General features: G+C 59.0%; 22 protein-coding genes and 1 tRNA gene. 6 read left to right on the top strand and 17 right to left on the bottom strand.

What is annotated here, in order from left to right; genetic code table 11:
* Nucleotides 1–68: 68 nt before the first annotated feature.
* Together FAA97_RS06190 and FAA97_RS06185 are read right to left on the bottom strand one after the other, a co-directional pair.
* Nucleotides 69–1,667, bottom strand: a complete 1,599-nt coding sequence (locus FAA97_RS06190) for a peptide ABC transporter substrate-binding protein (protein ID WP_136597602.1) — start codon at nt 1,665–1,667, stop codon at nt 69–71.
* Between the two features lie 186 nt (nt 1,668–1,853).
* Nucleotides 1,854–3,212 (bottom strand): glutamine synthetase family protein, encoded by a 1,359-nt coding sequence (locus FAA97_RS06185; RefSeq protein WP_136597601.1) that lies wholly within the window; start codon nt 3,210–3,212, stop codon nt 1,854–1,856.
* A 189-nt stretch (nt 3,213–3,401) separates the two neighbouring features.
* Here FAA97_RS06185 and FAA97_RS06180 point away from each other — a divergent pair, with 189 nt between their 5' ends.
* Nucleotides 3,402–4,775, top strand: coding sequence for an aspartate aminotransferase family protein (locus FAA97_RS06180; RefSeq protein ID WP_136597600.1), 1,374 nt, complete (start codon nt 3,402–3,404; stop codon nt 4,773–4,775).
* A 48-nt stretch (nt 4,776–4,823) separates the two neighbouring features.
* On the opposite strand, the gene FAA97_RS06175 is transcribed toward FAA97_RS06180, so the two are convergent.
* Nucleotides 4,824–5,597: an SDR family NAD(P)-dependent oxidoreductase gene (locus FAA97_RS06175; RefSeq protein ID WP_136597599.1), complete on the bottom strand. Its 774-nt coding sequence runs from the start codon at nt 5,595–5,597 to the stop codon at nt 4,824–4,826.
* Between the two features lie 82 nt (nt 5,598–5,679).
* Entirely contained in the window at nt 5,680–5,973 is a 294-nt protein-coding gene (locus FAA97_RS06170; protein ID WP_136597598.1) for a DUF2218 domain-containing protein, read from the bottom strand.
* A gap of 135 nt (nt 5,974–6,108) precedes the next feature.
* Here FAA97_RS06170 and FAA97_RS06165 point away from each other — a divergent pair, with 135 nt between their 5' ends.
* A complete protein-coding gene (locus tag FAA97_RS06165; RefSeq protein ID WP_136597597.1) occupies nt 6,109–6,582 on the top strand; it encodes an OsmC family protein in 474 nt (157 codons plus the stop codon).
* Between the two features lies 1 nt (nt 6,583).
* Here the strand turns inward: FAA97_RS06165 and FAA97_RS06160 are convergent, their stop codons facing one another.
* Nucleotides 6,584–8,065: a glycosyltransferase family 39 protein gene (locus FAA97_RS06160; RefSeq protein WP_168800926.1), complete on the bottom strand. Its 1,482-nt coding sequence runs from the start codon at nt 8,063–8,065 to the stop codon at nt 6,584–6,586.
* Nucleotides 8,066–8,081: 16 nt separating this feature from the next.
* Nucleotides 8,082–9,080, bottom strand: a complete 999-nt coding sequence (locus tag FAA97_RS06155) for a glycosyltransferase family 2 protein (protein ID WP_136597730.1) — start codon at nt 9,078–9,080, stop codon at nt 8,082–8,084.
* 97 nt (nt 9,081–9,177) lie between these two features.
* On the opposite strand from FAA97_RS06155, the gene FAA97_RS06150 reads away from it, so the two are divergent.
* Nucleotides 9,178–10,140, top strand: coding sequence for a lysylphosphatidylglycerol synthase transmembrane domain-containing protein (locus FAA97_RS06150; RefSeq protein WP_136597595.1), 963 nt, complete (start codon nt 9,178–9,180; stop codon nt 10,138–10,140).
* 38 nt (nt 10,141–10,178) lie between these two features.
* Here the strand turns inward: FAA97_RS06150 and FAA97_RS06145 are convergent, their stop codons facing one another.
* The 3 genes from FAA97_RS06145 to FAA97_RS06140 all read right to left on the bottom strand — a co-directional run bounded on the left by FAA97_RS06145 (nt 10,179) and on the right by FAA97_RS06140 (nt 12,454).
* The gene (locus tag FAA97_RS06145) at nt 10,179–11,681 is read right to left on the bottom strand and encodes an AMP nucleosidase (protein ID WP_136597594.1); all 1,503 of its coding nucleotides are present in this window, start codon (nt 11,679–11,681) and stop codon (nt 10,179–10,181) included.
* A 93-nt stretch (nt 11,682–11,774) separates the two neighbouring features.
* Nucleotides 11,775–11,945 carry a hypothetical protein gene (locus tag FAA97_RS21035; protein ID WP_168800925.1) on the bottom strand — a complete coding sequence of 57 codons (171 nt, stop codon included), beginning with the start codon at nt 11,943–11,945 and terminating at the stop codon, nt 11,775–11,777.
* Between the two features lie 173 nt (nt 11,946–12,118).
* Complete coding sequence (locus tag FAA97_RS06140; RefSeq protein ID WP_136597593.1) at nt 12,119–12,454, bottom strand: DUF2147 domain-containing protein; 336 nt, start codon at nt 12,452–12,454, stop codon at nt 12,119–12,121.
* Between the two features lie 514 nt (nt 12,455–12,968).
* Here FAA97_RS06140 and FAA97_RS06135 point away from each other — a divergent pair.
* Complete coding sequence (locus FAA97_RS06135) at nt 12,969–13,235, top strand: SEL1-like repeat protein (protein ID WP_136597592.1); 267 nt, start codon at nt 12,969–12,971, stop codon at nt 13,233–13,235.
* A gap of 139 nt (nt 13,236–13,374) precedes the next feature.
* Here FAA97_RS06135 and FAA97_RS06130 read toward each other — a convergent pair whose 3' ends face one another.
* From FAA97_RS06130 to FAA97_RS06120, 3 genes are all read right to left on the bottom strand, one after another.
* A complete protein-coding gene (locus FAA97_RS06130; RefSeq protein WP_136597591.1) occupies nt 13,375–14,487 on the bottom strand; it encodes a pyridoxal phosphate-dependent aminotransferase in 1,113 nt (370 codons plus the stop codon).
* Between the two features lie 111 nt (nt 14,488–14,598).
* Entirely contained in the window at nt 14,599–15,000 is a 402-nt protein-coding gene (locus FAA97_RS06125; protein ID WP_136597590.1) for a PilZ domain-containing protein, read from the bottom strand.
* Nucleotides 15,001–15,114: 114 nt separating this feature from the next.
* Nucleotides 15,115–15,468: a hypothetical protein gene (locus FAA97_RS06120; RefSeq protein ID WP_136597589.1), complete on the bottom strand. Its 354-nt coding sequence runs from the start codon at nt 15,466–15,468 to the stop codon at nt 15,115–15,117.
* Between the two features lie 223 nt (nt 15,469–15,691).
* On the opposite strand from FAA97_RS06120, the gene FAA97_RS06115 reads away from it, so the two are divergent.
* A complete protein-coding gene (locus tag FAA97_RS06115) occupies nt 15,692–16,909 on the top strand; it encodes an NAD(P)/FAD-dependent oxidoreductase (RefSeq protein ID WP_136597588.1) in 1,218 nt (405 codons plus the stop codon).
* Between the two features lie 147 nt (nt 16,910–17,056).
* Here the strand turns inward: FAA97_RS06115 and FAA97_RS06110 are convergent, their stop codons facing one another.
* The 3 genes from FAA97_RS06110 to FAA97_RS06100 form a co-directional block, all read right to left on the bottom strand.
* Nucleotides 17,057–17,989, bottom strand: a complete 933-nt coding sequence (locus tag FAA97_RS06110) for a tyrosine-type recombinase/integrase (protein WP_136597587.1) — start codon at nt 17,987–17,989, stop codon at nt 17,057–17,059.
* A gap of 295 nt (nt 17,990–18,284) precedes the next feature.
* A complete protein-coding gene (locus FAA97_RS06105; protein WP_136597586.1) occupies nt 18,285–19,295 on the bottom strand; it encodes a porin in 1,011 nt (336 codons plus the stop codon).
* A gap of 241 nt (nt 19,296–19,536) precedes the next feature.
* Nucleotides 19,537–19,627: transfer RNA gene (locus tag FAA97_RS06100), tRNA-Ser, on the bottom strand.
* A gap of 628 nt (nt 19,628–20,255) precedes the next feature.
* On the opposite strand from FAA97_RS06100, the gene FAA97_RS06095 reads away from it, so the two are divergent.
* A complete protein-coding gene (locus FAA97_RS06095; RefSeq protein ID WP_136597585.1) occupies nt 20,256–21,239 on the top strand; it encodes a porin in 984 nt (327 codons plus the stop codon).
* A 97-nt stretch (nt 21,240–21,336) separates the two neighbouring features.
* On the opposite strand, the gene FAA97_RS06090 is transcribed toward FAA97_RS06095, so the two are convergent.
* Together FAA97_RS06090 and FAA97_RS06085 are read right to left on the bottom strand one after the other, a co-directional pair.
* Nucleotides 21,337–22,197, bottom strand: a complete 861-nt coding sequence (locus FAA97_RS06090; RefSeq protein ID WP_136597584.1) for an alpha/beta fold hydrolase — start codon at nt 22,195–22,197, stop codon at nt 21,337–21,339.
* A 156-nt stretch (nt 22,198–22,353) separates the two neighbouring features.
* Nucleotides 22,354–24,459, bottom strand: coding sequence for a lytic transglycosylase domain-containing protein (locus FAA97_RS06085; protein ID WP_136597583.1), 2,106 nt, complete (start codon nt 24,457–24,459; stop codon nt 22,354–22,356).
* Nucleotides 24,460–24,602: the final 143 nt, after the last annotated feature.

The raw sequence follows: 24,602 nt of genomic DNA, 5'->3' as shown, positions 1-24,602 counted from the left end.
TCCTGCTCCTGAACAGACGACGCGCGGCTTTCACCGTGCGTCGCCCTGTCATGCTTGTCTAACGAGAATTATTCGGCAACGCTCAGGAAGCGGCTGAGGTGCTCGTTGGCGGCATTGTCTTCCCAGCCGCTGACGCGGTCGGAAACAAGCCACAGGTTCGCCGTGCTCATGAGCGGAGCGATCGGCTGATCGCGCATCAGGATCACTTCAGCGTCGTGCAGGATCTTCTTGCGAGCCTCTGCATCACCCTCGGCGTAGGACTTCGCCATCAGCGCATCGAATTCCTCGCTCTTGTACTTGCCGTAGTTGAACGAGGTATTGGTCGAGACGTTGAGCGCCAGGAAGTTTTCGGCATCCGCATAGTCGGCGACCCAGCCGGCGCGCGCGACGTTGAAGGCGCCGCCTTCCTGGAGGTAGGCGTAGTGCGAGGCCACGTCGAGGTTGGTCATCGTGACAGTGGCGCCGAATGTGTTCTTCCACATGTCGGCGACAGCCGTTGCAACACGCTCGTGGTTCGGGTTGGTGTTGTAGCGGATCTCGATGGCGAGCGGCTTGCCGTCTTCACCGTAGCCAGCGTCCTTCATCAAGGCGATTGCCTTGTCCTCGCGGTCGAGCTGCGACATTTCCGCAAAGTCAGCCTTGGCTGCCGAGTAGCCGCCGAGACCGTCCGGAACCAGCGAGTAGGTTGGAAGCTGGGCGCCCGAATAGATTTCGGTGGCGAGGAAGTCGCGGTCAACAGCCATCGACAGGGCCTGACGGACGCGGACGTCGTTGAAGGGTTCCTGGCGGTTGTCGAAGACGTAGTAATAGGTCGAGGCTGACGGCGACACGCGGACCTGCTCGCCATAGCTTTCCTTCAGGCGATTGATCTGGTCAGCCGAGAAATTGTAGACGAGGTCCATTTCCTTGGCTTCGAAGCGACGAACCGAAGCGGCCTGGTCGTCGATCGGGTAGAAGATGACCTTGTCGATCTTGGTATTGGCTGCGTCCCAGTGGTTTTCGTTCTTTTCAACGACCAGATTGTCGTTTGGAACATGGCTGACGAGCTTGTAGGCGCCGTTCGAGACCATCGTGCCCGGCTTGACGAAGTCCTTGCCGTTCTTCTCGACGCTTGCCTTGGAAACAGGCAGGGCCGTCTGGTGGGCCAGCAGTTCGAGGAAGAAGGGGGTCGCGCGCTCAAGCGTGATTTCCAGGGTCTTGGCGTCGACGGCCTTTACACCGATTTCTTCCAGCTTCGCTTCGCCCTTGTTTGCCTTTTCGGCATTTTTGATCGGGTAAAGGATGTTGGCGTATTTCGCTGCGGTTTCCGGGTTCTGCACGCGCTGGATGGAGAAGACGAAATCTTCTGCCGTCACCGGCGAACCGTCCGACCACTTGGCGTTTTCGCGGATCTTGAAGGTGTAAACAGTGCCGTCGTCGGAAATCGTCCAGCTTTCGGCAGCGCCAGCCACGATTTCGCCCTTGGGATTGTAGATCGTCAGGCCTTCGTAGAGATCCTTCAGAATGAAGGCTTCGATGTCGATCGAGGTATTGGCCTGGTCGAGCGTCTGCGGCTCGCCGGAGTTGCCGCGATGCAGCACGGTTTCGGCCAGCGCCTGGCTTGCGCCGAGGAAAAGCGAGCCGAGCAGGAGAGAGGTGCCGAGAATACGGCGCGTCTGGATTGTCATCTTTTTGGAACTCCCAGTTCTTCGTTGACGAACAAGGGACATGAGGACATTCCCCCAAAAGGGGCAAGAGAATTTATGAACCATACCCTAATTTTCGGGAGGTATTTTCTCCAATTTGTTCCAAAATCGACAAAAAATTGCGCAGCGCGTCTGTACGGGGCAATTTTATGACGGTTTCAAGACAACTTAGATCCGCGGCAGGTAGGTCTGGTAGTCAAAGCTCGAGACGGTTCTGAGATAGGCCATGGCTTCCTTGCGTTTGGTGTCGCCATAGATGCGCTGATATTCGGCGCCAAAGATGTCCGCGATGAAGGCCGAAGCGCGGAAACGTTCGACTGCTGTCAGGAAGTCGTAAGTCAGCATGTCGGGGTTCTCCGGCGCGCTCTCCGGTGTCGTCACCGGACCCGGGTCGAGGTCCTCTTCGAGGCCAAGGAGTATCCCGCCGAGGATGGCAGCCAGTAACAGATGCGGATTGGCATCTGCACCGGCCACCCGGTGCTCGATGCGGGCCGCCGGGCCTTCACTGTCGGGAATGCGGATCGCTGTGCCGCGGTTGCCGAACCCCCAGTCGATCTTGTCGGGCGCGAACGAACCCGGCTGGAAGCGCCTGTAGGAATTGGCAAAGGGCGCGAAGATCAGCTGCGCATCCTGCATCGATTGCAGCATGCCCGCCGTGATCGACTTCAGCTTCACCGGATCGCCGCCCTTGGCGTCGAGGATGTTGCGGCCGTCCCGGTCGATGATCGAGGCATGCACATGGAGACCGGAGCCGGCATGGTCGCCATAGGGCTTGGCCATGCAGGTGGCTTTGAGGCCATGGCGGCGGGCGGCGAAATCAACGACGCGTTTCAGGTAGATGCAGTCGTCGGCAGCCGCTATCGCATCCGGCTTGTGCAAGAGGTTGACCTCGAACTGGCCGGGGCCGAATTCGGCGGTCGTGGCATCGGCCGGTAGGCCCATATGGTCGCAATAAGACCGCACCGTCCCAAGGAAGTCTTCCATCGTCGCGGTCGCGCGCATGTCATAGAGTTGGTAGCCCTCGACCTCGCCATTCATGACGAGCGCCTTCGGCGGCATGGGCCGGCCGGTCTGGCGGAAATCCGGCTCGATGACGTAGAATTCGAGTTCGGTCGCAACGACCGGCGTCAGACCCTTCTCCTCGAAGCGCTTCAGCACCCTGGCGAGGATCGCGCGTGGGCAGACATAATGCGGCTCGCCATCCAGCGTGTGCATCGTCGCCAGCACCTGCTTCGACCCTTTGGGTCCCCAGGGCAGCGTGGTCAGCGAGGTTTTGTCCGGCATGCAGATGCCATCTGGATCGCCCAGGGTGAGTGAAATTTTCGTGATGTCATCATTGTCGTCGCCCCAGATGTCGAGCGACTGGGTCGATGCCGGAAGGCGCACGGTGTTCTTCCAGATCTTGTCCTCTGCCTTGAGCGGGATCATCTTGCCGCGCAGGTCACCATTCATGCCGACAAGAAGGACCTCGACACGGGCGGAGGGATCATCTGCTGGTTGCTGGGCGGCCTCAAACGATGCGGTCATGCGCGAAAACTCTTTCTGGCTGGTGCGATTTCGGCCAGAGGAACACGGCGCTCGCTGCCTTGCCAAATGCGCATCGGAAGGTCATGTTCGTAGCCGATAAAGTTCCACCTTTCAATGCGGTGGCAGGTGCCGGGCCGGACCTTGTTTGGCCATGATTTGCGGCGCCGTGCTGCCCTGAGGACATGTCATATGAACAAGCCGTTTTCCGCCGTCTCCAATCTCGGTGCCATTGATGCAGCGCATCATCTGCATCCGTTCTCGGACATGAAGAAGCTGAACGCGTCCGGCACCAAGATCATCAGCCGTGCGGAAGGCGTGCATATCTGGGATTCCAACGGCAAGCAGTATCTCGACGCCTTTGCAGGCCTCTGGTGCGTCAATGTCGGCTATGGCCGCAAGTCGATCGCCGATGTCGTGCACGCCCAGATGCTGGAACTGCCCTATTACAACACTTTCTTCGGCACGACGACGCCGCCGACCACGCTGCTCGCCCAGAAGATCGCCGAAAAGACCGGCCCGAAGCTCAACCGCGTCTTCTTCACCAATTCCGGCTCGGAAGCCTCCGACACCTGGTTCCGCATGGCCCGCGTCTACTGGAAGGCGCTCGGCCACGAGACAAAGACCCAGGTGATCGCCCGCAAGAACGCCTATCACGGCTCGACCGTGGCCGGTGCCTCGCTCGGCGGCATGAAGTGGATGCATGAGCAGGGCAACCTGCCGATCGACGGCATCCACCACATCAACCAGCCCTATTGGTATGCCGAGGGCGGCGATCTCTCGCCCGAGGATTTCGGCCTGAAGGTCGCGCGCGAGCTGGAGGAAAAGATCCTCGAACTCGGCGAGGAGAATGTCGCAGCCTTCGTCGCCGAGCCGATCCAGGGGGCCGGCGGCGTGATCGTTCCGCCATCCACCTACTGGCCCGAAATCAAGCGCATCTGCGCCAGGTACAAGATCCTGCTGGTCGCCGACGAAGTCATCTCCGGCTTCGGCCGCCTCGGTACGTGGTTTGGCCATCAGTATTATGATTTCGAACCGGATCTCGCCCCGATCGCCAAGGGCCTGTCTTCCGGTTATCTGCCGATCGGCGGTGTGCTGGTGTCGGACCGCGTGGCCGAAGTCATGGTCAACGAGCTCGGCGATTTCTACCACGGTTACACCTATTCCGGCCATCCGGTGGCCGCTGCCGCAGCGCTTGAAAACATCCGCATCATCGAGGAGGAGGGACTGGTCGAGCGCGTACATGACGACACGGGTCCCTATCTTGCCGCCGCTCTCGCCTCGCTCGCGGATCACGAGCTCGTCGGCGAAGCCGTCAGCGTCGGCCTGATGGGGGCGGTGCAGATCACAGCCGACAAGGCAACGCGCCGCCGCTTCAAGAAGCCGGATGACACGGGCACCGCCGTGCGCAACCAGTGCGTCGATGCCGGCGTTGTGCTGCGCGCCACCGGCGACCGCATGCTCTTTTCGCCACCGCTGATCATCACGCGCGCCGAGATCGATCAGGCCGTCGATACCTTGCGCAACGGTCTGGACTGGCTGAAGGACAATCGCGGCGAGGGTTGAACGCGCTCGCCGAGGTGTGGGGCATCGGGGTTTCCGGCGCCTTGCCACTCACGGCATGAACTGCCCGCCGTTGATATCGATCGTCTGCCCCGTGATATAGCCTGACAGGCTCTCGGACGCGAGGAAGAGATAGGCCCCGACGCAGTCCTGCGGCGTTCCGGTGCGCTTGAGCGGCACATTGCCTGCGACTTGATCGAGTTGGCCGGGCAGCGCATATTTGTCTTGAAATGGTGTCGTGATGACGCCGGGCGCGACCGCGTTGACGCGGATATTGTATTTGCCAAATTCCAGCGCCATGCCCTTGGTGACCGCGCCGACGAAGGCCTTGGACGAGCCGTAGACGCCCGAGCCCGCCGTTCCGCCGGTGCGGGCCGCAACCGATGTCGTGTTGATGACAAATCCGCCCTGGCGTTTGAGGTGCGGCACGGCGGCCTGGGTCGTGGCGATCACCGAGCGGGCATTGACGTCCATTACCTTGTCGTAATGCTCATCCGTCATCTCTTCATAGAGCACGCGCGCAATCATGCTACCGGCATTGTTGATCACACCGTCAAGGCGGCCGAAGGTTGCCGCGGCATGCGCCACCGCCTCGGCCATCGCCTCCGAAGATGCGGCCTCTGCCTTGACCAGCACAACGCTGCCCCCGGCGGCTTCGATGTCACGCGCGATGGCGTGCGCTGCTTCCGCATTGGAATTGTAGTGCAGGCCCACGAGCGCCCCTTGTGCAGCAAAAGCCCGGGCCAGGGCCTCTCCGATGCCGCTCGATGCGCCGGTAATCAGCACGGCCTTGCCGGCGAGGTCGGGGATGGTGAGTACGGTCATGGGCTTGTCCTCCTGTTGTCGGACAAGTTAGAGCGGCCTCGACACTATTTGGCAAGACGCTCCCGTCCTGAGGTGGACAAGCTTACGCAACTTTCCAATCGAAGGGCAGAGGCGCCTCGCGGAAGGCAAAGCGGTCTAGATGGCTGGCCACGACGCCTTTGTAGGTCTCCAGTCCAGCCTCGTCGCTGCTATCGATGAACACCTTGAGGCTCGATGCATCGGCCTGCATGGTGGCAACCGCGTGGTCGAACGTCACGACGCCGCGCTGTGCCTCCTCATCAAGGTCGACCTGCAGTTTGTGGGCCCAGTGCTTGCAGAGCTGCTGAATATATTTCCAACCGTTTTCGGTCGCGATCACCGCGGTGGTTCTGGCCATGTCGAGCACTCCAGCAAGAATTTGTTGAGTCGAATTATCAGGTATGTAGATAATTTGACGCCAGAAGATTGACAAGCCTTGGATTGAGGAAACTTGCTCTCTATTCTGCCCTTACGGCAAAGCGAGGAGAGTGTGTTGAGCGAGAAGCGGCACGACTACAAGGTCCAGATAATCTGGACGGGCAATGCGGGCACCGGCACATCGGCCTATCGTGACTATGGTCGCGATCATCTGATTTCAGCTGAAGGCCGCCCAACCATCCTTGCCTCTGCCGATCCGGCCTTCCGCGGTGATCCCACGCGTTGGAACCCGGAGGATCTCTTTCTCGCTTCCGTCGCGGCCTGTCACAAGCTCTGGTATCTGCATTTCTGCGCTGTTTCCGGCGTGATTGTGACCGCCTACGAGGATAACGCCGAAGGGGTAATGGAGATGGATGCGAGCGGCGGCGGCCGTTTTACCGAAATCGTGCTTCGCCCGCGCGTAACCATCAAGCGCGGAACGTTCCCGAAGGTCGCTGAGGAACTCCACGCAGATTCCCATGAAAAATGCTTCATCGCCAATTCGCTGAATTTTCCCGTGCGGTGCGAACCGATCATCGTCGAGGCTTAGCTCACGGTGAAGGAGGGTATACCCAAGCATAGCCGAGCGCGGCCGTTTCATCGTTGAAACTGTGCTGGTAGGGGCGTTCGATGGAGCGCGGGCCGCTGAGGCGGTGCACGGGGGCTGCCCGCTCGAGCCACGCTGAGATGGAGGGTGGAATGGTATCGCCTTCACTGCGAAGCCATATCAACAGCATGGGGTTTTCATCGGACCAGGCATAGGGCAACTGCAAGGCCTCAAGTGAGGTTGCCATGACGGGAATGTCCGGGGTCTGCAGATGGCTGTTGCCAGCGACCATCCAGTTCGTGGTCTGGATCAAACCGGGCTTGCGCCCTTCTTCGGCAAGGATGTGCTCCATCAGATCGCCATACGGCATGTTATAGGCCTGATAGGATCCGAAAAGCTGTGGTGCATTGGTACGCAAGGTCAGCGCAAGCGGCACGAGCAGCATGACCGTCAGCGGAAAGACCAGGAACCGCCCCAAAAAGTCATGCGACTGCACCTTGAGCGCTTCGAGTTTCAGGCAGAGAAAGAGTGGGACAAGTGCCACGAATGGCATGAGCCAGCGATCGCGAAGGGCCGTCATTCCGATCGTCACGATGAGAATGAGCACAGTCAGGATGATCGTGACAAAGATCCAACCGAACAACCGCGTCCAGTCCGTCGAGGCCCTGAGGCTTCGGAGAAGATTGCTGCGGAATACCAGGAGATAGACGAGGGCGAGAGGCGCAAGGATGATGACCGTTATTCTGAAAAATCGAATTGGTCCCTGGACGAATTTCAGCAGCGCCTCGTCTGGTGCATCCTGGCCCATGATGGTCAGCGTCTTGTTGGACGCGACGCCGAAGTTGTCGAGCAACCAAAGCCCGTGTGGCAGAACGACGAGAAGGCCGATCAGGCAAGACAGGAGAATGCGCGGATCATAGAGCCGGACCCGCCATTGCGGATTCGCCAGAACCGCGACGAAGGTTCCCAAGAAGATCAGGGCGAAATTATATTTTGAGATCATTCCGAGCCCGGCGATGAGACCAAGGCTGGCATAGAGCAATGTCGTTGGCGCCTTCAGCGTGCGGATGACGACAAGCAGGAAGAGGTTGATGCAGATGACAAGCGCGACGGAGTGGGTGAGATCTCTCTGGGCCTCCCAGAAAATTTGCGGGATCGTCATCAGCGACAATGTGGCGATGACAGCGAAGAGCCTCTCCGTCAGCACTTCGCGCGCGAGACGGTAGTAGCTCGCATAGGCAGCAAACAGAGCGACGGCCTTCACGAAGGCAAGAGATGTGATTGACAGTCCGAAGACGGCTACAAATGCGGCCTGGACCCAGTTGTAGAGTGGGGGCTGCGAATCATATCCCGCAACGATCCATTGCGAAAAGAATGCCTGCTGCGCTTCGTCATATCGCAAACCATCGGGAATGATGTGCCTGATGCCGAACATCACAGCGAAATAGGCAGCAAGAAGCACCAGCACGGTGTCTGGCCTCTTCATCAAAATTCTCTGCATCTCACGGGTTTCCGAAGATTTGCCTGACAATATAATTGGGCTGCGCATCGTCACGGTAATAGGTGCGTGCAATCATTTCAGCGAGAATGCCTGTCGTAATCAACTGGACCGATGACAGGAAGAGCATGAAGCCGAGGATCAGAAGCGGGCGCCCGCCGATATCCGCGCCGAAGGCGACCTTCTCGATGAAAAGCCATGTCAGAATGACCGCGCTGAGAAACCCTGTGCCGAGACCGAGCGAGCCAAAGAAGTGACCCGGCCGTGCCTTGTAACGCATGAAGAACATGACCGAGAGCAGATCCAGGATCACACGGAAGGTGCGGGAAATACCATATTTCGAGGTGCCATGCTGTCGGGCATGGTGCGTCACCTCCATTTCGCCGATCCGCGAACTCGGCACGACGCCCGCCACCCATGCCGGAATGAAACGGTGCATCTCACCCATCAGCTTGACCTGCTTGATGACTGTGGAGCGATAGATCTTCAGACTGCAGCCGTAGTCGTGCAATTTTACCCCGGTGATCTTGCCGATGAGATAGTTTGCACACCAGGACGGAATTTTGCGAAGGACAAGGCCGTCCTTGCGGTTTTTCCGCCAGCCGACAAGGAGGTCGAGTTCACGCTCTTCAAGCGCCGACACCATGCCGGGAATGTCGTTGGGATCATTCTGCAGGTCGCCGTCGAGCGTTGCAATCAAGCGTCCGATGGCCGTGTCTATGCCGGCCTGCATTGCGGCTGTCTGCCCGAAATTCCGTTGGAGCTCGACGATCTTCAGGTTGAGGCCGGGACGATCAAGGTAGGATCGGGCGTTCGGCAGGGTGCGGTCCGCGCTGCCATCGTCCACCAGCACAAGCTCCCAGGTCTCCGGATATGCCGCCATTGCCTCCACGATCCGCTCGATGAGGGGCCCTACGCTTTCTTCTTCGTTGAAGATCGGCACCACGATGGAGAGCTCTGTAGCCGGCGCCACTGTTGCGATAGGCTCACGGCTCGTTTCGATCATCGCATTCACGCATAAACTCCATGTCGCGCCGGTGGCATGGCGCTGCTCGCCCATGCTAAGGGCGGGCGCTCTAATTTTTTGACCGTAGGGATATATGAAGTACAGCAAGGACGCCAGCAAACAAAGGTGGGTGCGACGCAATAGGATGTGGCTTGTCACAACAGCGACGCTCGGCGCCTATGCCGGATTTCTGCAGCTCTCATTTGGTATCGGCGAACTGTTGGAAGTGTTTGCGGATATTGGATTTTTACCGATTTTCAGTGCTCTTTTCCTGCTGGTGTCGACATACTTTGTGCGCACATGGCGGGTTGCCGATTACTTTCCGCAGGAAACCCGAGGTCAGTTTCGCCGCCTGCTTCGATTGACGCTGGTGCACAATCTCCTCAACGTCATGCTGCCCTTTCGTGCCGGCGAAGCAAGCTTTCCGCTGCTTATGCGTTCGGAATTCGCAATGCCGCTCGGCCGGGCCACGGCCGCACTTCTGGTCATGCGGCTTCTCGATCTGCATGCCTTGATGGCCGCAGCCGGTATCGGGCTAGTCCTTGCCGCTGAAGGGGCGGCACTCGCCGTCATGCTCTGGCTGGCGTTCCTGCTTGCGCCGCTCCCGCTGTTCGCGCTGAAAATGCCCATCCTGACCTTGGCTGACCGTTTGCCCAGACGTCTGCAATCCGTAATCGCGGACATCGAAAGCGGATTGCCTGACGGGTATCGGGCCTTCCTGCGTGCCTGGGGTGCCACCTTGGTCAATTGGGGCGTGAAGGTGGTGGTGCTCGCCTGGGTGCTCAGGCTGATGGATATCGTGCCTTTCGCCGCAAGCTTCGGTGGTGCGTTGGGGGGAGAATTGTCATCGGTGCTGCCGGTTCATGCTCCGGGCGGGGTCGGCACCTATCCGGCGGGTATCATCGCCGGAGCGCTCGCCTTTGGCTCTGGGGCCTCGTCTGCAGCCTTGGCCCAGATCGGAAAGGCGGCGGTCAACGCACACCTTCTTGTTCTGATGTCAGCCTTCGTCGGGACGGCAGTTGCCGTTCTGCTGTCACCATCAAGACACAAGTCCTGAGAGGAGCAGGGCGGCGCAAGGGCCGCCCGCCTGCTTGGTCACTGGAATGCCGTCTCGAAGAAACTTCTGAGCTTGCGGGAATGCAGCTTTTCCGTCGGCATGGCACCGAGCTTTTCCAGCGCCCTGATGCCGATCTGCAAATGCTGGCTGACCTGTGTCTTGTAAAAAGCCGTTGCCATGCCCGGCAGCTTCAGTTCGCCATGCAGCGGCTTGTCGGAGACACAGAGCAGGGTGCCGTAGGGCACGCGAAAGCGGAAGCCATTGGCGGCGATCGTGGCCGATTCCATATCGAGTGCGATCGCACGCGCTTGCGAGAGGCGCTTCACCGGGCCGCGCTGGTCGCGCAGTTCCCAGTTGCGGTTGTCGATCGTGGCGACCGTGCCCGTGCGCATGATGCGCTTCAGCTCGAAGCCTTCATAGCCGGTGATCTCTTCGACCGCGTCTTCGAGCGCAAGCTGAACCTCCGAGAGCGCCGGGATCGGCACCCAGACCGGCAGGTCGTCGTCGAGGACGTGATCCTCGCGCATATAGGCATGCGCCAGCACGTAGTCGCCAAGCCGCTGGCTGTTGCGCAGGCCCGCGCAGTGGCCGAGCATCAGCCAGGCATGCGGGCGCAGAACCGCGACATGGTCGGTGATCGTCTTGGCATTCGAAGGGCCGACGCCGATATTGATCAGGGTAATGCCGGCATGGCCCTTTTTCTTCAGGTGATAGGCCGGCATCTGCGGCAGTCGCCCAAGCGCCACGCCTTCCGTCGGGTCCGCATGGCCAGCCGGCGTGATGATGTTGCCGGGTTCCACGAAAGCGGAATACCCCTCGCCGCCATCGGCCATCAGTTTCCGGGCATAGGCGCAGAACTCATCGACATAGAACTGATAGTTGGTGAACAGTACGAAATTCTGGAAATGCGCTGCACCCGTGGCCGTGTAGTGGGAAAGGCGGGCCAGCGAATAGTCGATGCGCTGCGCCGTGAATGGCGCAAGCGGCTGAGGCTCGCCCGGCGGCGGCTCATATTCGCCATTGGCGATTTCGTCGTCAGTGACCGTCAGATCGGGCGTATCGAAGATGTCGCGCAAGGTCATGTCGGCAAGTCCGCCGGCGGAAGCCTCGACATGCGCGCCTTCGCCAAAGGCAAAATGCAGCGGGATCGGCGTGCTGGACTGTGAAACGGTGATGGGCACCTGGTGGTTTCGCATCAGGAGCGCCAACTGCTCCTTGAGGTAGTGGCGAAACAGGTGCGGCCGAGTGATCGTTGTCGTGTAGATGCCCGGGGCCGTCACATGGCCATAGGAGATGCGACTGTCGATATGGCCAAAGCTGGTCGTCTCGATGCTCACCTGCGGGTAGAAGGCACGGTAGCGTCCGGCCACCGGCTGGCCGTTGGCAAGCGCCGAAAACGCCTCCATCAGAAAGCCGGTATTGCGCTCATAAAGCGCCGTCAACGCATCGACGGCAGCCGCAGCGTCGGAAAATACCTGCGGCGTGTAGGGCTCGGGGCTGATGAAACTGACGGGCGATTGAGTAAAGATTCGTGTGCTCATACGTCATTATAAGAGGCCAAGCTTGACAAGCAAACGACGACTGTGGCGCCCGCACAGTTTTCGATGCTTTCACAGAGGTTGCATCTGACCCGATCAGAAGGTCAAGCGGCATGTGTTGAGACCGGTTGGTTCGCAACTGGCGACAAGACTGCCAGGCAAGTTCCGCTTGGTCGGTGCGGTGTTGATCACAAGCTGGCTGAAAGCCAGGGCGAAGACCGCCATGGTCAGCGTAATCAGTGTCATGCGCCTTGCTAGATCTGTCATGTCCCGAACTCCCTGTTACCCTGGTGAAAGGTTTAACGGCAGGGGGCTGAATAGAGGCTGAGATGACAGTTCATCTGGTGTTCACAAGCGTTAAAGCTCGGGCGCGACAAAGACAGCAAAACAAAACGGCGCCGGATACCCGACGCCGCGAAGAGATCCTGAAGGGTATTTGCTTAGAGGCGGGTCCAGGTCTGCGTCTTGCAAAGCACTGCCATGACGCACCCCTTCATCTTCAGCGAATTGCCTGACACGGAGCCTGAACCGGAATAGGTCTTGTCCGCCTCCGGATCGGTAATGGTGCCTTTGTAGCTGTCGCCCGAGCCGGCCATCTTGCCGATTTGCTTGCCGCTGTGCTTGCCGCTTTTCAAGGTAACGCAAAAGCCGCCGCCGCAAGGTGCGATTTGTGCAGTGGCCCCCGATGCCGTCTTCCAGTTGCCTTCGATGGGCTCGGCAGCCTGTGCGGTCATGGCAGAAAGCGCAAGCGCAGCCGCGATGATGATGAAACGCATGTCTTAATCTCCTCCCGAGATGATGATGACTGCCGCCTTGCTGGCCGGATCGGCTTGCGGCGCATGGGCGGCTAAAACATCTTACGCACACGTAAAGGTAAAACGCAATCCGCCGCTTTCCGTGGTTTTTTGGGAGGCGGATTTCGTCCGCCGCCAAGTATTGATCGAGCATTCCAGAAAATCGCTTCGGATTCTGTGGTGAATGAACCGTTTCTTTCGGGTCGCGGTGTTTTCGACAATTTTTCGCCGAATTGCCGGAAATACAGGCGATCCGATACTTAACGAAAACCGAAGTTTACAAAGAATTTGTACTTTGTTTTCAGCAAATTAAGGATGCATTTTAAGCGACTTTCAAAAGCCTTGCTGCATATTGGTCTCATCAAACGAGCAGGGGAAAACCCGCCGAAACTCAGTCGAAACGAGAATGCACGGACAAAGAGCCGGCACCGTTTCGGAGGAGCCCGAAAGGGAAAACAGGGACATTTGAACAATAGGCAGAACAGGGACAAAACCGATGGCACGCTTTGAAATGCACAATTCCGAAACCGCCACCATGGGTGGCGAAACCCGAGCCGACATCTACAGAGACATGGGCTTGATGTACGCAACCGGTCGGGGCTGCCCGATCGATCTGGTCGCGGCGCACAAGTGGCTGAACATCGCGGCGATCAAGGGCTGCGACCGCGCCGCCGAGTTGCGTGCCGATCTTGCCCACACAATGTCGAAATCCGAACTCGCCGAGGCGCTGCGCGCTGCCCGCGAATGGATGACAATGCACTGAGACACGGGCTGCAAAATCGCCTGACAGACAAAAGCGATAACCCGATTGGGGAACGTGGCGGGGACCTTTGGACGGGGCCAGGCCAACACTTTAAGAACCGCGACCGGCAGGAACAAGGCCGGCGCGGTTTTTTCTCTTGTTAGCGAAATCGTCGCAACACGTCCGGTAGAGCCTGCTCGAAAAGGTCGAGGTCCGCTGCAACGCCGGTCGATACCCGGATGCAGCGGTTGAGAGGTGAAACCCCGGGCATCCGGATAAAGACGCCATGTTCCATCAACCCGTCCACGATTGCACGGGCGAAGACACCGTCGCGACCCGTATCGACTGCAACGAAGTTGGTGGCTGAGGGAAGAGCAAGCAGCCCATTTTGAGCGGCAATCGCCGCGATCCGCTCGCGCGCGGTCTTTATCCGCAACACCACGTCTTCTAGGTAGGCCTGGTCCTGCAAGGCGGCAAGTGCGGCTTCCGTCGACAATCGCGGCATCCCGAAGTGATTGCGGATCTTGTCGAAGGCCTGAACCGTGCCGGCCGTTCCAATGCCATAGCCGACCCGCGCCCCCGCAAGTCCATAGGCCTTTGAGAACGTGCGTGTGCGTATGACATTGGGCCGGTCAATGAGGGCGCCGATCGGTGGAATTGATCCCGCAGGCGCGGTCTCGCTATAGGCCTCGTCAAGAATGAGCAGCGTCGTTTCCGGCAGAGCGCGCGCAAACGTGATGATCGCCTCTGCATCCCACCAGCTGCCCATAGGATTGTCGGGATTGGCGAAATAGACAAGCGGCGCATCTTCACGCCGCGTGGCAGCAAGAAGTGCATCCAGATCCTCGCGGTCATCGCGATAGGGGACTGTCACGAGCCGCCCGCCAAAGCCCGAGACATGAAAGTTGAAGGTCGGATAGGCGCCGAGCGATGTGACGACCGGCATGCCTGGCTCGATCACGAGGCGCACGATGAGGCCCAGCAGGTCGTCAATGCCTTCGCCGATCACGAGATTGTCTGATCGGATGCCCAGGTGGCTGGCTAGAGCCGTCTTCAGCGCATGATTTTCCGGATCATTGTATTTCCAGATTTCCGGCGCGGCTTCCGTGATCCTGGCAAGGACGGAAGGGGCAGGGCCAAATCCGCTCTCATTGGCACCGATGCGAGCTTGGACTTTTAAACCTCGTTGCCGCTCAATGGCTTCGGGGCCGACAAAGGGTACCGTGGCAGGCAGACTCTGGGCAAGCGGTGTGAAACGGGAAAAGGCGGTCATGCTGGGAGGCATCCTGATCGTGTGAACACCGCACCATAGAAAACGACCGTTCAAAGACAAGGGCGTGATGCGATCTTTCGGTACTACGGCGACGATCTGGCAAGACAGGCGTCAGCGCAAGCGAGCCGCCGAAAGAGGTGAAGTTACCTGTGCTTTCTCGCCAAGCAGGAAATCGGCCCGAACAATTTGGTGCAGCAGTGCTTCCGAGATTGGTGCGATGAATTTCACGCCGATACGGCTTGCGTTGCGATACACCTCCGCGGCGCCGATGCGCTCACCCAAGCCGACGATCTGGATATAGTAATGGGAACTCAAGCCGGTTGTGCTGGTGACTTCCAGTGCAGCGCCGCCGCGCGATATGTCGACAACCTGACAGCTTCGGGTCGTGGTGCCACTCAAGCATGGCTTCACGCTGATAAGTCTTGCCGGACGCTTGACGTAGAAGCGCTCCCATTTGCGTTCGTACATTTCGGACGTGATCGTCGACAGGTGGGTAGACGTTTCCCTCTGCATCGTGGCGCGTTTCTCCCTTAATCCGGAAAACCTTAGAGGGCGATTGACTGCAAGAGCTTGAACGAAACTCTTCGTATTTTAGGCGCGCCTTAAAATGACACCTACATCGCAGGCTCAGTGGCTCAGCTCGAAGTTCAGTCGGACGACATGATGAAGGAATTCGGCATCGATCAGCATGTTGAAGCCGACGGTCAAGTTCTCCGCTTCGCGGCGGATGGTCGTGCAGCCGATATGGTCGTGGATGCCCAGGATCTCCAGGAAGAAGTTGTTGGGAACCGCGACATGCGGGGAGACATCGAGCTCGGCACCGTAAAGGGAAATGGTGCGGATCACGCAGCGCAGGGTCTGTTTCATGCTGAGGTGGTGACCGACAAAGATGATCTTGCCCGGACGGTCGATCTTGTATTTCTCAAAGATCTGGTCCCGCGGGAGGGCTTCTTTTGCGTCGGGAATGCGCTGTAGCGGCATGTCACGGTCCTCTGGCAAGTTGCCGACAATCACGATAGTGCAACTTTCTATATTCATACTGCAATTGATTGATAAAATTCGAATGAACAGATTTTCGATCTGGGAGATGCCCAGCTCGTTTGGGCGTTGACCACACATGGTGAGCCGGGTACCCGTGATGCGATACAAGGTCGGTCCAACACACCGGCCAGGCAAGCTTGTATGATGCAGGAGTAGGGCCGGCGTGGCAGACAATCTGGTAATCATTGGTGCAGGACAGGCAGGGTTTGCGCTTGCCGCAAAACTGCGCTCCCTCGGCGATACGCGTCCCATCACAATGCTCGGCTCCGAACCCGTAGCCCCTTATCAGCGTCCACCACTCTCGAAGAAATACCTTCTGGGTGAGATGACATTCGAGCGGCTGCTGTTCAGACCCGCAGAATGGTATTCGGAAAACAATGTGGACTTGCGCCTGTCGACACCGGTCGAAGAGATTGATCGGCAGGCACAGGCCGTGCGGCTATTCGATGGAACGACGATTGACTACGGTCATCTGGTGTTTGCAACGGGTGCAACGCCGCGCCGGCTCCCTTCGGCGATCGGCGGCGATCTTGCGAGTGTTTACACTGTCAGGGACAAGGCCGATGCCGATGCTCTCTCCGCCGAGATGAAGGCGGGGCGGCGGCTTCTGATTGTTGGTGGCGGCTATATCGGCCTGGAAGCCGCGGCAGTTGCGCGCAAACTTGGCCTGGATGTTGTCCTGATCGAAATGGCCGACCGGATACTCGCCCGCGTGGCGGCCAAGGAAACCGCAGACAGTATCCGAGCCATCCACCAGGCCGAAGGCGTCGATATCAGGGAAAAGACCGGGCTGGTCCGGCTGATCGGCAATGACGGTCAGGTGGTCGCTGCCGAACTCTCCGATGGTAGCACCGTCGACGCCGATCTGGTTGTTGTCGGAATCGGCGTGCAGGCAAATGATCTACTGGCAGCCAAGGCAGGCCTTGAAACGATGAACGGCATCGTCGTCGACGACTTTGCGCGCACGGGCGACCCGCTCATTTTTGCCGCTGGCGATTGTGCCGTTCAGGTTTGGAAGGGTGAGCGTGTGCGGTTGGAATCGGTCCAGAACGCCGTGGACCAGGCGGAAGCGATTGCCGCGCTGCTGGTTGGCGGAACCGAGCCCTACCGACCAAAACCGTGGTTCTGGTCAGACCAATATGACGTCAAGCTTCAGATCGCGGGCTTCAACCTGGGCTATGACGAGACCATTGTCCGCGCTGGCAGCCGTGCTGGAAGCTCATCGGTCTGGTATTTCCGAGAGGGCATTTTTGTGGCGGTCGATGCGATCAACGATGCCAAGGCCTATGTGACGGGCAAGAAGCTTTTGGAAACTGGCGCCGCGGTCGATCGTGCCCTGCTTAGAGATCAGAACGCAGATGTGAAGCAGCTCCTGGCCTGAGTAAGCGCTGCCTCGTGGAAATGACAAAGGGTCCGGCTTGCGCCGGGCCCTTTACTTTTTCCATATAATCGTTATTTATGACAGCGAAAGCATAATGATTTCAAAGTGATGGTAGCGCTGTCATATCACTGTTAAAAAAATGAACCGTCAGCATGCGGCAGCCCGCTCCAGGACGGGGACGCACATGTCGAGGTCATGCGACGCCAGGTGCGCATAGCGCATGGTCATCGTCAGCGTCTGGTGGCCAAGCCACATCTGCACGCGCCGGATATCGATGCCGCCCTGGACAAGACGCGATGCGCAGGTGTGGCGAAGCACGTGCGGCACGACATCCTTGTCATCGGCAAAGCCAACCGCATCCTTGGCATTGTGCCATGCGATGCGGAAACGCTGCTGGTCGATTTCGGCAAAGGGTCCGGCATGACGCCGATCCGATGCAGCAATCGCGTCTATGGCCCGCTGGGTGAGGGGGACAGAACGGGAGCGGCCCGATTTGGTGACCCAGAACGTGACCCGGTTTCCATGGATGTCACCCCAGCGCAGATCAAGGCCCTCGCTCAGGCGCGCGCCCGTATCGACCAGAAAGAGGCAGAAGCGGTAGTAAAGTTCGGAATGCGCGCGAAGTTCGGAGAACAGCAGGTCCTCTTCATCGCGATCGAGGAAACGAATTCGCCCGGCCTTTTCCTTTTGCCGTTTGAACTCAGGCAGACTGTGAACGTCGCCCATCTTATACGCCTTTCGCAGTAGCTTGCTGAGGGCCGCCATCTTTCTGTTGATGGTGGCGTTGCTATTACCGCGTTTGCGCAATTTGCCAATGAGTTGGTCGAGCATCGCCTGGGAGAAGGTCGAAAATCTCGGAACATCCAGGAGGTCGTGAAGCTCTCCGATAAAATTTGTCACGTTGTATTTGTGGCTGCCGTTCATCCAGAGCAAGTCACCATATTGGGCAAACAGGTCGCGCAGGCTCGTTTCCCGCACCTCGTGCAGAATATTGCCTTGGCTGTACTGGTAATGGACCGAATAGTTCGGCACTTCGACAAAGGTGTCGAAATCCTCTCCGGCCGACAGTTCAACGTGCATAGGTCCCCACTCTCGTTCACCAGGGCAAACGAACCCAACGCCCGTTTCCCCGCGGGCGGCATAATTATTATATTTCATAAAAAGTATACGGCAAAACTGCACAAACTTTTGCGAGCGGCTCGATTCAAGCCTTCAAGATGCGTCCGATCTGACCTCCAAAATTCAGGATCACCAGCCCGCGAGGGGAGGGGAACCTATTGTTCCAGCGAGAGATTTGCGTGAATGAATGAAGCAGTGAAGGGTCCGGCATCTGTCGACGCCGGACCCTCAACTTTTTTCGCTAATCCGCTGTGGATTAGAACGAACGGGTCAGGCGAACGAAGCCTTCGAAGTTGTCGTCACCGTCGTCGATGTCGGTGTACTGAACATCAGCAGAAGCCTTGAGGCCCTGTGCCAGCTTGTACTCGACGAGCAGGTCTGCGCCCCAGGCGTCAGACGAGCTGAAGCCGTAGTCACCCCAGTAAACAGCCTGAGCCGTTACAGCGAGCTTCTCGGTAGCGTTGAAGGTGTAAGCTGCACCAACAGTCCACTCGGAAGCGAAGTCGTAAGCAGCAGACTGACCGGTTGCGTAGGCACCAGCGATGCCGAGCGTGCCCGGGCCGAGGTCAGCGGTGAGAACGCCGCCGATTGCGCCTTCTTCGACTGCGAAGTCGTAAACGCCGTTTACTGCGAGCGAAGCCGGGCCGAAAGCAGCGGTTACAACACCCTGAACGCCAACTTCGTTGTCGTCGGTGATAAACGCGTAGTCGTCAGAGAGGTCATCAACGCCGAGACCGACGGTGAAGGCATCAGACGTGTAGGTGTAGGAAACGGTGTTGAAGCGAGCCTCACCGAAGAAGTCGTCGGATTCGCCAGCCAGACCCCAATCGTCAGCCCAGGTCAGAACGCGACCGACCTTGAAACCGCCAACGGTGATGTAAGCCTGCTCAACGCCAAACGCGGTGTTGATGTCAGAGAGCGCGCCCTGGTTGGCTTCGAGACGGATGTAGGAACCGATCGTGCCGATTTCCGAGTCGTTCTTGGCTTCGAAGGAAATGCGAGCACGAACAGTCGAGTTGAAGCTCTGGTCTTCATCCAGGCCAAGGTCCTCTGCGTCGTTGAAGCCGAGGGTCGCACGAACTTCGCCGCCGATCTTGAGGCAGGTCTCGGTGCCGGGGATGTAGAAGTAGCCGGTGCCGAATGCGTCGCAAACGCGAACGTATTCCATAGGCTCAGGCTCGGCAGCAACGATAGCGTCGGCAGCCTGTGCGCCAGAAACTACAGCGAGAGCTGCAGCGGAGCCGATGAGAAGGCTCTTGATGTTCATTATTGACCTCCAGTCAATTATAGAGGTCGGCAAGGGGGATTGGAGAAACTAGCTATTATATTTCAATTATTTAGTTTAATTTCAGATTTTGCGAATATTCATTGTGACGGCAAAAATCCGACTGAAGGAAGTCAAGAAACGTCCGTGCAAGGCACAATGCAGTGCCTGAAACGGCACGGAGAATCGCAGCGCCGGGCGCAAGATCTGATGTCATGAAAGGGGAGTTTTGCCATCCAGGCAGTGGCGGAGAGGAAGGGATTCGAACCCTCGATACGCTTTTGACGTATACTCCCTTAGCAGGGGAGCGCCTTCGACCACTCGGCCACCTCTCCGGTCGGGCCTGATTATTGCGTTGAATCACTGAATGCAAGGGATTTTCTCTCTCGCACACATTATTCCGCATCGTGGTTTAAAACGCCCAGCTCAGAAGGTGCGCAGCAGCTGCAGTAAGGAGAATCGCAGACTGCACTCCCGCGATTCTCCGGGAAACGCAGCGATTCTTCTGAATGGAGGCCGGAAATTGGCCTGCGGACGGACCGGCAAGCGCGTCACGCAAGGTCCGAGCAGCCTCTCAGCTGATGAATGAAACCGCAAAGACTCACGGATTCGCCCTGGGAATCCTGAATTCACGGGTTCGATCCACACCTCACCGATCCCCTCTATATATAGGGAGCGCTTCCTTAAGTGCCCGTTTCCACACGCGTTTCTTAACGAAAGGTAAAGTTTGAGCGATCCTGGGGGCTCGTTTTGTGGCGTTTCAGCAACAGCCCGACCGGAAGGGCCGGATTCAATCCCCCATTCCTCTCTTTGCGGATTGCATGACCCGAGATGTTTTGTATTTTCAACATCGGAAGCGAGGCGGTGGATCGTCCGTCTTCTGAAACCGACGGGGATGGGCAGGGAACGCTGTCTTTCAGCCGTATAACCCAGACCCATACGAAACTTGACTGGAGGTCAATAATGAACATCAAGAGCCTTCTCATCGGCTCCGCTGCAGCTCTCGCTGTAGTTTCTGGCGCACAGGCTGCCGACGCTATCGTTGCTGCCGAGCCTGAGCCTATGGAATACGTTCGCGTTTGCGACGCATTCGGCACCGGCTACTTCTACATCCCCGGCACCGAGACCTGCCTCAAGATCGGCGGCGAAATCCGCGTTTCTTACGACTGGAACAAGGATGATGGCGCAGACTTCGGCGGTGACTTCACCACCCGCGCTCGCGTCACCTTCGAAGCCCGCAACGACTCGGAAGTTGGCACCATCGGTTCCTACATCCGCATCGAAGGCAACAGCGACAGCGCTACCCAGGGTAACGACGTTCAGCTCGACCAGGCTTACATTACGGTTGGCGGCTTCAAGGCTGGTTACTTCCTGACCTGGCTCGACGACGTTGGCACGGCTTCTGAAGGCGACGCCTTCATCGATGGCGCCAAGTTTGACTCCGTTTCGTACACCTATGCTTCTGACGCCTTCACCGTCGGTCTCGGCGTTGACGAACTGGACACCACCGCTGGCTTCGACGACCTCGGCGTACAGGGCTTCGCTTCGGCTTCGCTCGGCGCAGCGACCGTTTCGGCTTGGGGCGCATACGACTTCGACGCTGAAGAAGGTCTCGTTGTTGGTGAAGTCTCTGCCGACCTCGGTCCGGGCACCTTCGAACTCTACGCTGGTTACGCTTCTGGCTTCTCGACCTACGCTCAAACCGCTGAGTGGACCGTTGGCGCTGCTTACGGCTTCAAGGCCACTGAAAAGCTGACCATCACCCCGTCTGCCAACTACTGGGGCGATGTCGACTTCCTCGATGGCAACGACGCTTGGGGCGCTGGCCTTCTGGCTGAATACCAGATCGCAACCGGCTTGAAGGCTTCGGCAACGGTTGACTACTACGACGAAGATCTGGCTGGCGACAGCTGGTCTGGTTTCGTTCGCCTGACCCGTTCGTTCTAATTCGATCCCAGATCGGATAAGGGAAAGCCCGGCTTCTAGCCGGGCTTTTTCTGTTTGGGCGCTTGGGTCGATGAAATCAGATGCCTGTAGCCGGCGCTTATCTCAGGAGAAACTGTGCGATCTCTTTCGGTAGGTCGTCCAGATGAAGCAGTGGCGCGTGGCCCTGACCTTGCGCTTCGACGATTGCCATTTTTGGCTGGCGGCGAGCCATCTCTTTTACGGTCTCGCGAGACAGCAGTCTCGAGTGCTCGCCGCGGATCACCATCAAGGGTCGGGTGGCAAGGGCGTCGAATGCCTCCCAGAGCGCGGGCAGGGGTGTGTCGAGATCCATGTCGCGGAACTGGTCGCCAATCGCGGTATCATAGGCGGAAACGAGCAGACCTTCCTGCTCAAGAAACAGTGCCTCGGCCATCTCAGCCCAGTCCCCCTGCGCAAGGCGGGGGAATTCTGTGCCATAGGCGTGCCGCAAGGCTTTGGCGGCGGTGCCAAGATCTTTCTGCGCGTTCCGTTTTTTCAACGCCTCTTGAATTTGCTTGAGGCCATCGACCTCCAGAGCCGGGCCGATATCGTTGAGAACGGCGCGATCGATGCGCTCCGGCGCTGTCAGTGCCAGCACATGCAGAATCAAGCCGCCCCGCGAGGTGCCAATGAAGGCGGCTTTTTCGATGCGGAGCGCCTGCATGACGCCGAGCACATCGGCGGCCTCGTTCGCAACCGTGTAGCGGCTGGGATCCGGATCATGATCCGACAATCCGCGTCCGCGTGAGGACAGACTGACAACATGAAAAGAATGAGGCGGCGATGCAAGCAGCCGCGCCAGGCGGTCGAAATCCAGAACATTGCGCGTGAGGCCGGGCAGGCATATGACAGGCACCGCGTCCGTGGGCTCACCATAGAGCCGGACATGCAGCTGCAAGCCATCCGCATTGGGGATGAACCGATCCTCGATTGCAACCATTGCAGCACTCCCTCGTTGCGAAGGATGCATCTTTCATCGCTTCGACCCGGGAGGCAAGCGATACCAGCTCCAGCGATGACCGAACACGCCGCCCGGACTGCGCGGACGGCGCCTTGCTCTCGGGCATGGTCATGATTGCGAAGGGGGGGGGCGGCGTCAGCGCCCGAAGCGCAGGTCCCGCTCGATATCGGATTTTTGCCCGAGCCGTGTCTTGTAGACCTGATAGTTCTCCATGACACGCTGCACATAGCTGCGTGTCTCGGGGTAGGGGATGTTCTCGATCCAGTCGACGACATCGTCGATTGGCCTGCCGCGCGGATCGCCATAACGCTTGATCCAGTCGGGCACGCGCCGCGGTCCGGCATTATAGGCAACGAAGGTCAGAATGTAGGACCCGTCGAAGGCGTCGATCTGTTCGCCGAGATAGTGCGCCCCAAGCGTTGCGTTGAAGCCGGCATCGCGTGTCAGCTTGTCCGGCGCATAGGCAATGCCGTGCCGCTGGGCGACGCTTTTTGCCGTGCCCGGCATCAGTTGCAGGAGCCCGCGGGCATTGGCGGGCGAAACCGCGCCGGGGTTAAACGAGCTTTCCTGCCGGGCAATGGCATAGGCGAGCGCCCGGCCGGAGCCGCCGATATCGGCTGTGTCGGGGATGACGCCGACGGGGAAGGCGAGCGCCGGCACATCAATACCCCGGCCATAGGCGGTCTTGCCGATATGCAGCGCCAGCTGATGGCCGCCCTCGGATTTTTCCGCCTTGGCGGCAAGGAGTGCAAGCTCGCCGGGGCTTTCCAGCTGATCGGCCAGCATGCGGTAGAGGCTCTGTGCCCGGCGTCCATGGCCGGCAGCCTCATAGCGCTCGATCGCTTGAACCGCCTCGCGCCCGGCAAAACGCTCGCGATCGGCGTCGGCAGGCGCCGGATAAGGGATCAGCAGGCCGGAAAGCCCTGATTTGGCAAAGGCCAGCTGACCGTAAAACGTGCTCGAATGGCGTGCCGCAAGCTCATATTGCCGCCGCGCGCCCTCTTCGTCCTTGGCAGCCTGCGCCGTGCGGCCGAGCCAGTAATGTGCCCGCGAGACCGAGAGCGGCCGGTTGGACGTGGCGAGCAGGCTGTGGAAGTGTTTCTTCGCGGCCTCCAGGTTGTTCAAACGGCGCAGTGCATACCAGCCGGCGTGGAATTCGGCGTCGGCCACATCCGTCGGGTCCTCGGCCACATGGGCTGCAACGATCTTGAACGCCTCCTCGTTCTTGCCGAGGTCGGCAAGTCCGCGGGCGATGATCCGCTGTTCGTTCCACCAGGCACCGCGATCGATCAGGGCCTGCTTGTCAGCCGGCACTTGCGCCAGAAGCTTTGCCGCCTCCTCGTATTTTTCCTGTTTGCGCAGCGATTTGACCCGCAGATAAAGAAGCTCCGGTGTTTTCGCCAGCTTGGGGTCTACCCTCGCAATCAGGCCGTCGACCTTGTCATTGCCGGAGATCGAGGCGGCCCAGGCTTCATAGAGAGAAGGGGCCGCCGCAAGGCCGGCAAAGCGCCGCGCCTGGGTCATGCGGTCCTTGTAAAGCAGAAACGCCATGCGCTTGTAGTGATCGTCTGTCTTTAGCACGCCCTCGAAATCGGCAAGGATGCGATCCTCCCAGATATCCTCCATCGGGTCTGTATGCCAAAGCGTGCGTACCATCTGCTCCGCTTCGGGCCTCTTGCCGGTTTCCGCCTTGGCGCGCGCAAACAGGATCTTGCCCTCAATGGTTTCCGGCGGTTTGGCCGAGAAGAAGGCAATCACGTCGCTGGCCGGTGGCTTGGCGCGAAATAGCGCACGCTCGGAATTGGAGCGGAAGGTCTTCTCGCCCGGCCAGTTGTCGAGCTCCTTGGCCGCGGCGGCGATATCCTCTGCCGTGATGGCAGGCAGACCCGACATCGCGATCGACCAGGTCAGCATATGCCGGTCAAGGCCGGCTGCCATGCGGTTGCGGATCTCGAGCGCCTTGGCGCCATCGCGGTCGGACAGGGCATCGAGGCCCGTCTTGAGATCGGGATTGACCTTGATCATGTCTGCCGTGCGGGGAATGGTGCCCGTCACGTCGCCGGCGGGCCGCAGGAAAAGAGGGGCGGCAACCTTGCTCGGCGCAAAGCCGAGCGGCTTGTTGTCCGGCACCGGCGCTTTGGCCGGCAAGTCGACCTCCGACAAGGCTCGCGCCACGTCCATAGGAACAGCGCTCAACACGCCACAGCCAAGAAGAGAAGCGAGCAAGACGGATTTCTTCATCCAAACATCCCAGAAAGGGCGAGCGTCCGGCATAATCAACGCTCGCCATGTTGCCATAAGATCGCGGGTTTCGGACCTGCCGTAGAAAGCCACGGGAATCTGTCACAAAACCGTTGAGCATGCGCTTGTCGCACCAGAAGGTG

It is taken from the genome of Peteryoungia ipomoeae, from assembly GCF_004912165.1.
GTDB classification, from domain to species: Bacteria; Pseudomonadota; Alphaproteobacteria; order Rhizobiales; family Rhizobiaceae; genus Allorhizobium; species Allorhizobium ipomoeae.
The sequence above is the reverse complement of the archived record's forward strand: the minus strand, read 5'-3'. Positions and strand labels throughout refer to the sequence as shown.

What these genes read in the sequence shown, in the direction of transcription:
- FAA97_RS06190 (WP_136597602.1), bottom strand. Translation starts at nt 1,667, where the DNA reads ATGACAATCCAGACGCGCCGTATTCTCGGCACCTCTCTCCTGCTCGGC.
- FAA97_RS06185 (WP_136597601.1), bottom strand. Translation starts at nt 3,212, where the DNA reads ATGACCGCATCGTTTGAGGCCGCCCAGCAACCAGCAGATGATCCCTCC.
- FAA97_RS06180 (WP_136597600.1), top strand. Translation starts at nt 3,402, where the DNA reads ATGAACAAGCCGTTTTCCGCCGTCTCCAATCTCGGTGCCATTGATGCA.
- FAA97_RS06175 (WP_136597599.1), bottom strand. Translation starts at nt 5,597, where the DNA reads ATGACCGTACTCACCATCCCCGACCTCGCCGGCAAGGCCGTGCTGATT.
- FAA97_RS06170 (WP_136597598.1), bottom strand. Translation starts at nt 5,973, where the DNA reads ATGGCCAGAACCACCGCGGTGATCGCGACCGAAAACGGTTGGAAATAT.
- FAA97_RS06160 (WP_168800926.1), bottom strand. Translation starts at nt 8,065, where the DNA reads ATGAAGAGGCCAGACACCGTGCTGGTGCTTCTTGCTGCCTATTTCGCT.
- FAA97_RS06150 (WP_136597595.1), top strand. Translation starts at nt 9,178, where the DNA reads ATGAAGTACAGCAAGGACGCCAGCAAACAAAGGTGGGTGCGACGCAAT.
- FAA97_RS06145 (WP_136597594.1), bottom strand. Translation starts at nt 11,681, where the DNA reads ATGAGCACACGAATCTTTACTCAATCGCCCGTCAGTTTCATCAGCCCC.
- FAA97_RS21035 (WP_168800925.1), bottom strand. Translation starts at nt 11,945, where the DNA reads ATGACAGATCTAGCAAGGCGCATGACACTGATTACGCTGACCATGGCG.
- FAA97_RS06140 (WP_136597593.1), bottom strand. Translation starts at nt 12,454, where the DNA reads ATGCGTTTCATCATCATCGCGGCTGCGCTTGCGCTTTCTGCCATGACC.
- FAA97_RS06135 (WP_136597592.1), top strand. Translation starts at nt 12,969, where the DNA reads ATGGCACGCTTTGAAATGCACAATTCCGAAACCGCCACCATGGGTGGC.
- FAA97_RS06130 (WP_136597591.1), bottom strand. Translation starts at nt 14,487, where the DNA reads ATGACCGCCTTTTCCCGTTTCACACCGCTTGCCCAGAGTCTGCCTGCC.
- FAA97_RS06125 (WP_136597590.1), bottom strand. Translation starts at nt 15,000, where the DNA reads ATGCAGAGGGAAACGTCTACCCACCTGTCGACGATCACGTCCGAAATG.
- FAA97_RS06120 (WP_136597589.1), bottom strand. Translation starts at nt 15,468, where the DNA reads ATGCCGCTACAGCGCATTCCCGACGCAAAAGAAGCCCTCCCGCGGGAC.
- FAA97_RS06110 (WP_136597587.1), bottom strand. Translation starts at nt 17,989, where the DNA reads ATGCACGTTGAACTGTCGGCCGGAGAGGATTTCGACACCTTTGTCGAA.
- FAA97_RS06105 (WP_136597586.1), bottom strand. Translation starts at nt 19,295, where the DNA reads ATGAACATCAAGAGCCTTCTCATCGGCTCCGCTGCAGCTCTCGCTGTA.
- FAA97_RS06095 (WP_136597585.1), top strand. Translation starts at nt 20,256, where the DNA reads ATGAACATCAAGAGCCTTCTCATCGGCTCCGCTGCAGCTCTCGCTGTA.
- FAA97_RS06090 (WP_136597584.1), bottom strand. Translation starts at nt 22,197, where the DNA reads ATGGTTGCAATCGAGGATCGGTTCATCCCCAATGCGGATGGCTTGCAG.
- FAA97_RS06085 (WP_136597583.1), bottom strand. Translation starts at nt 24,459, where the DNA reads ATGAAGAAATCCGTCTTGCTCGCTTCTCTTCTTGGCTGTGGCGTGTTG.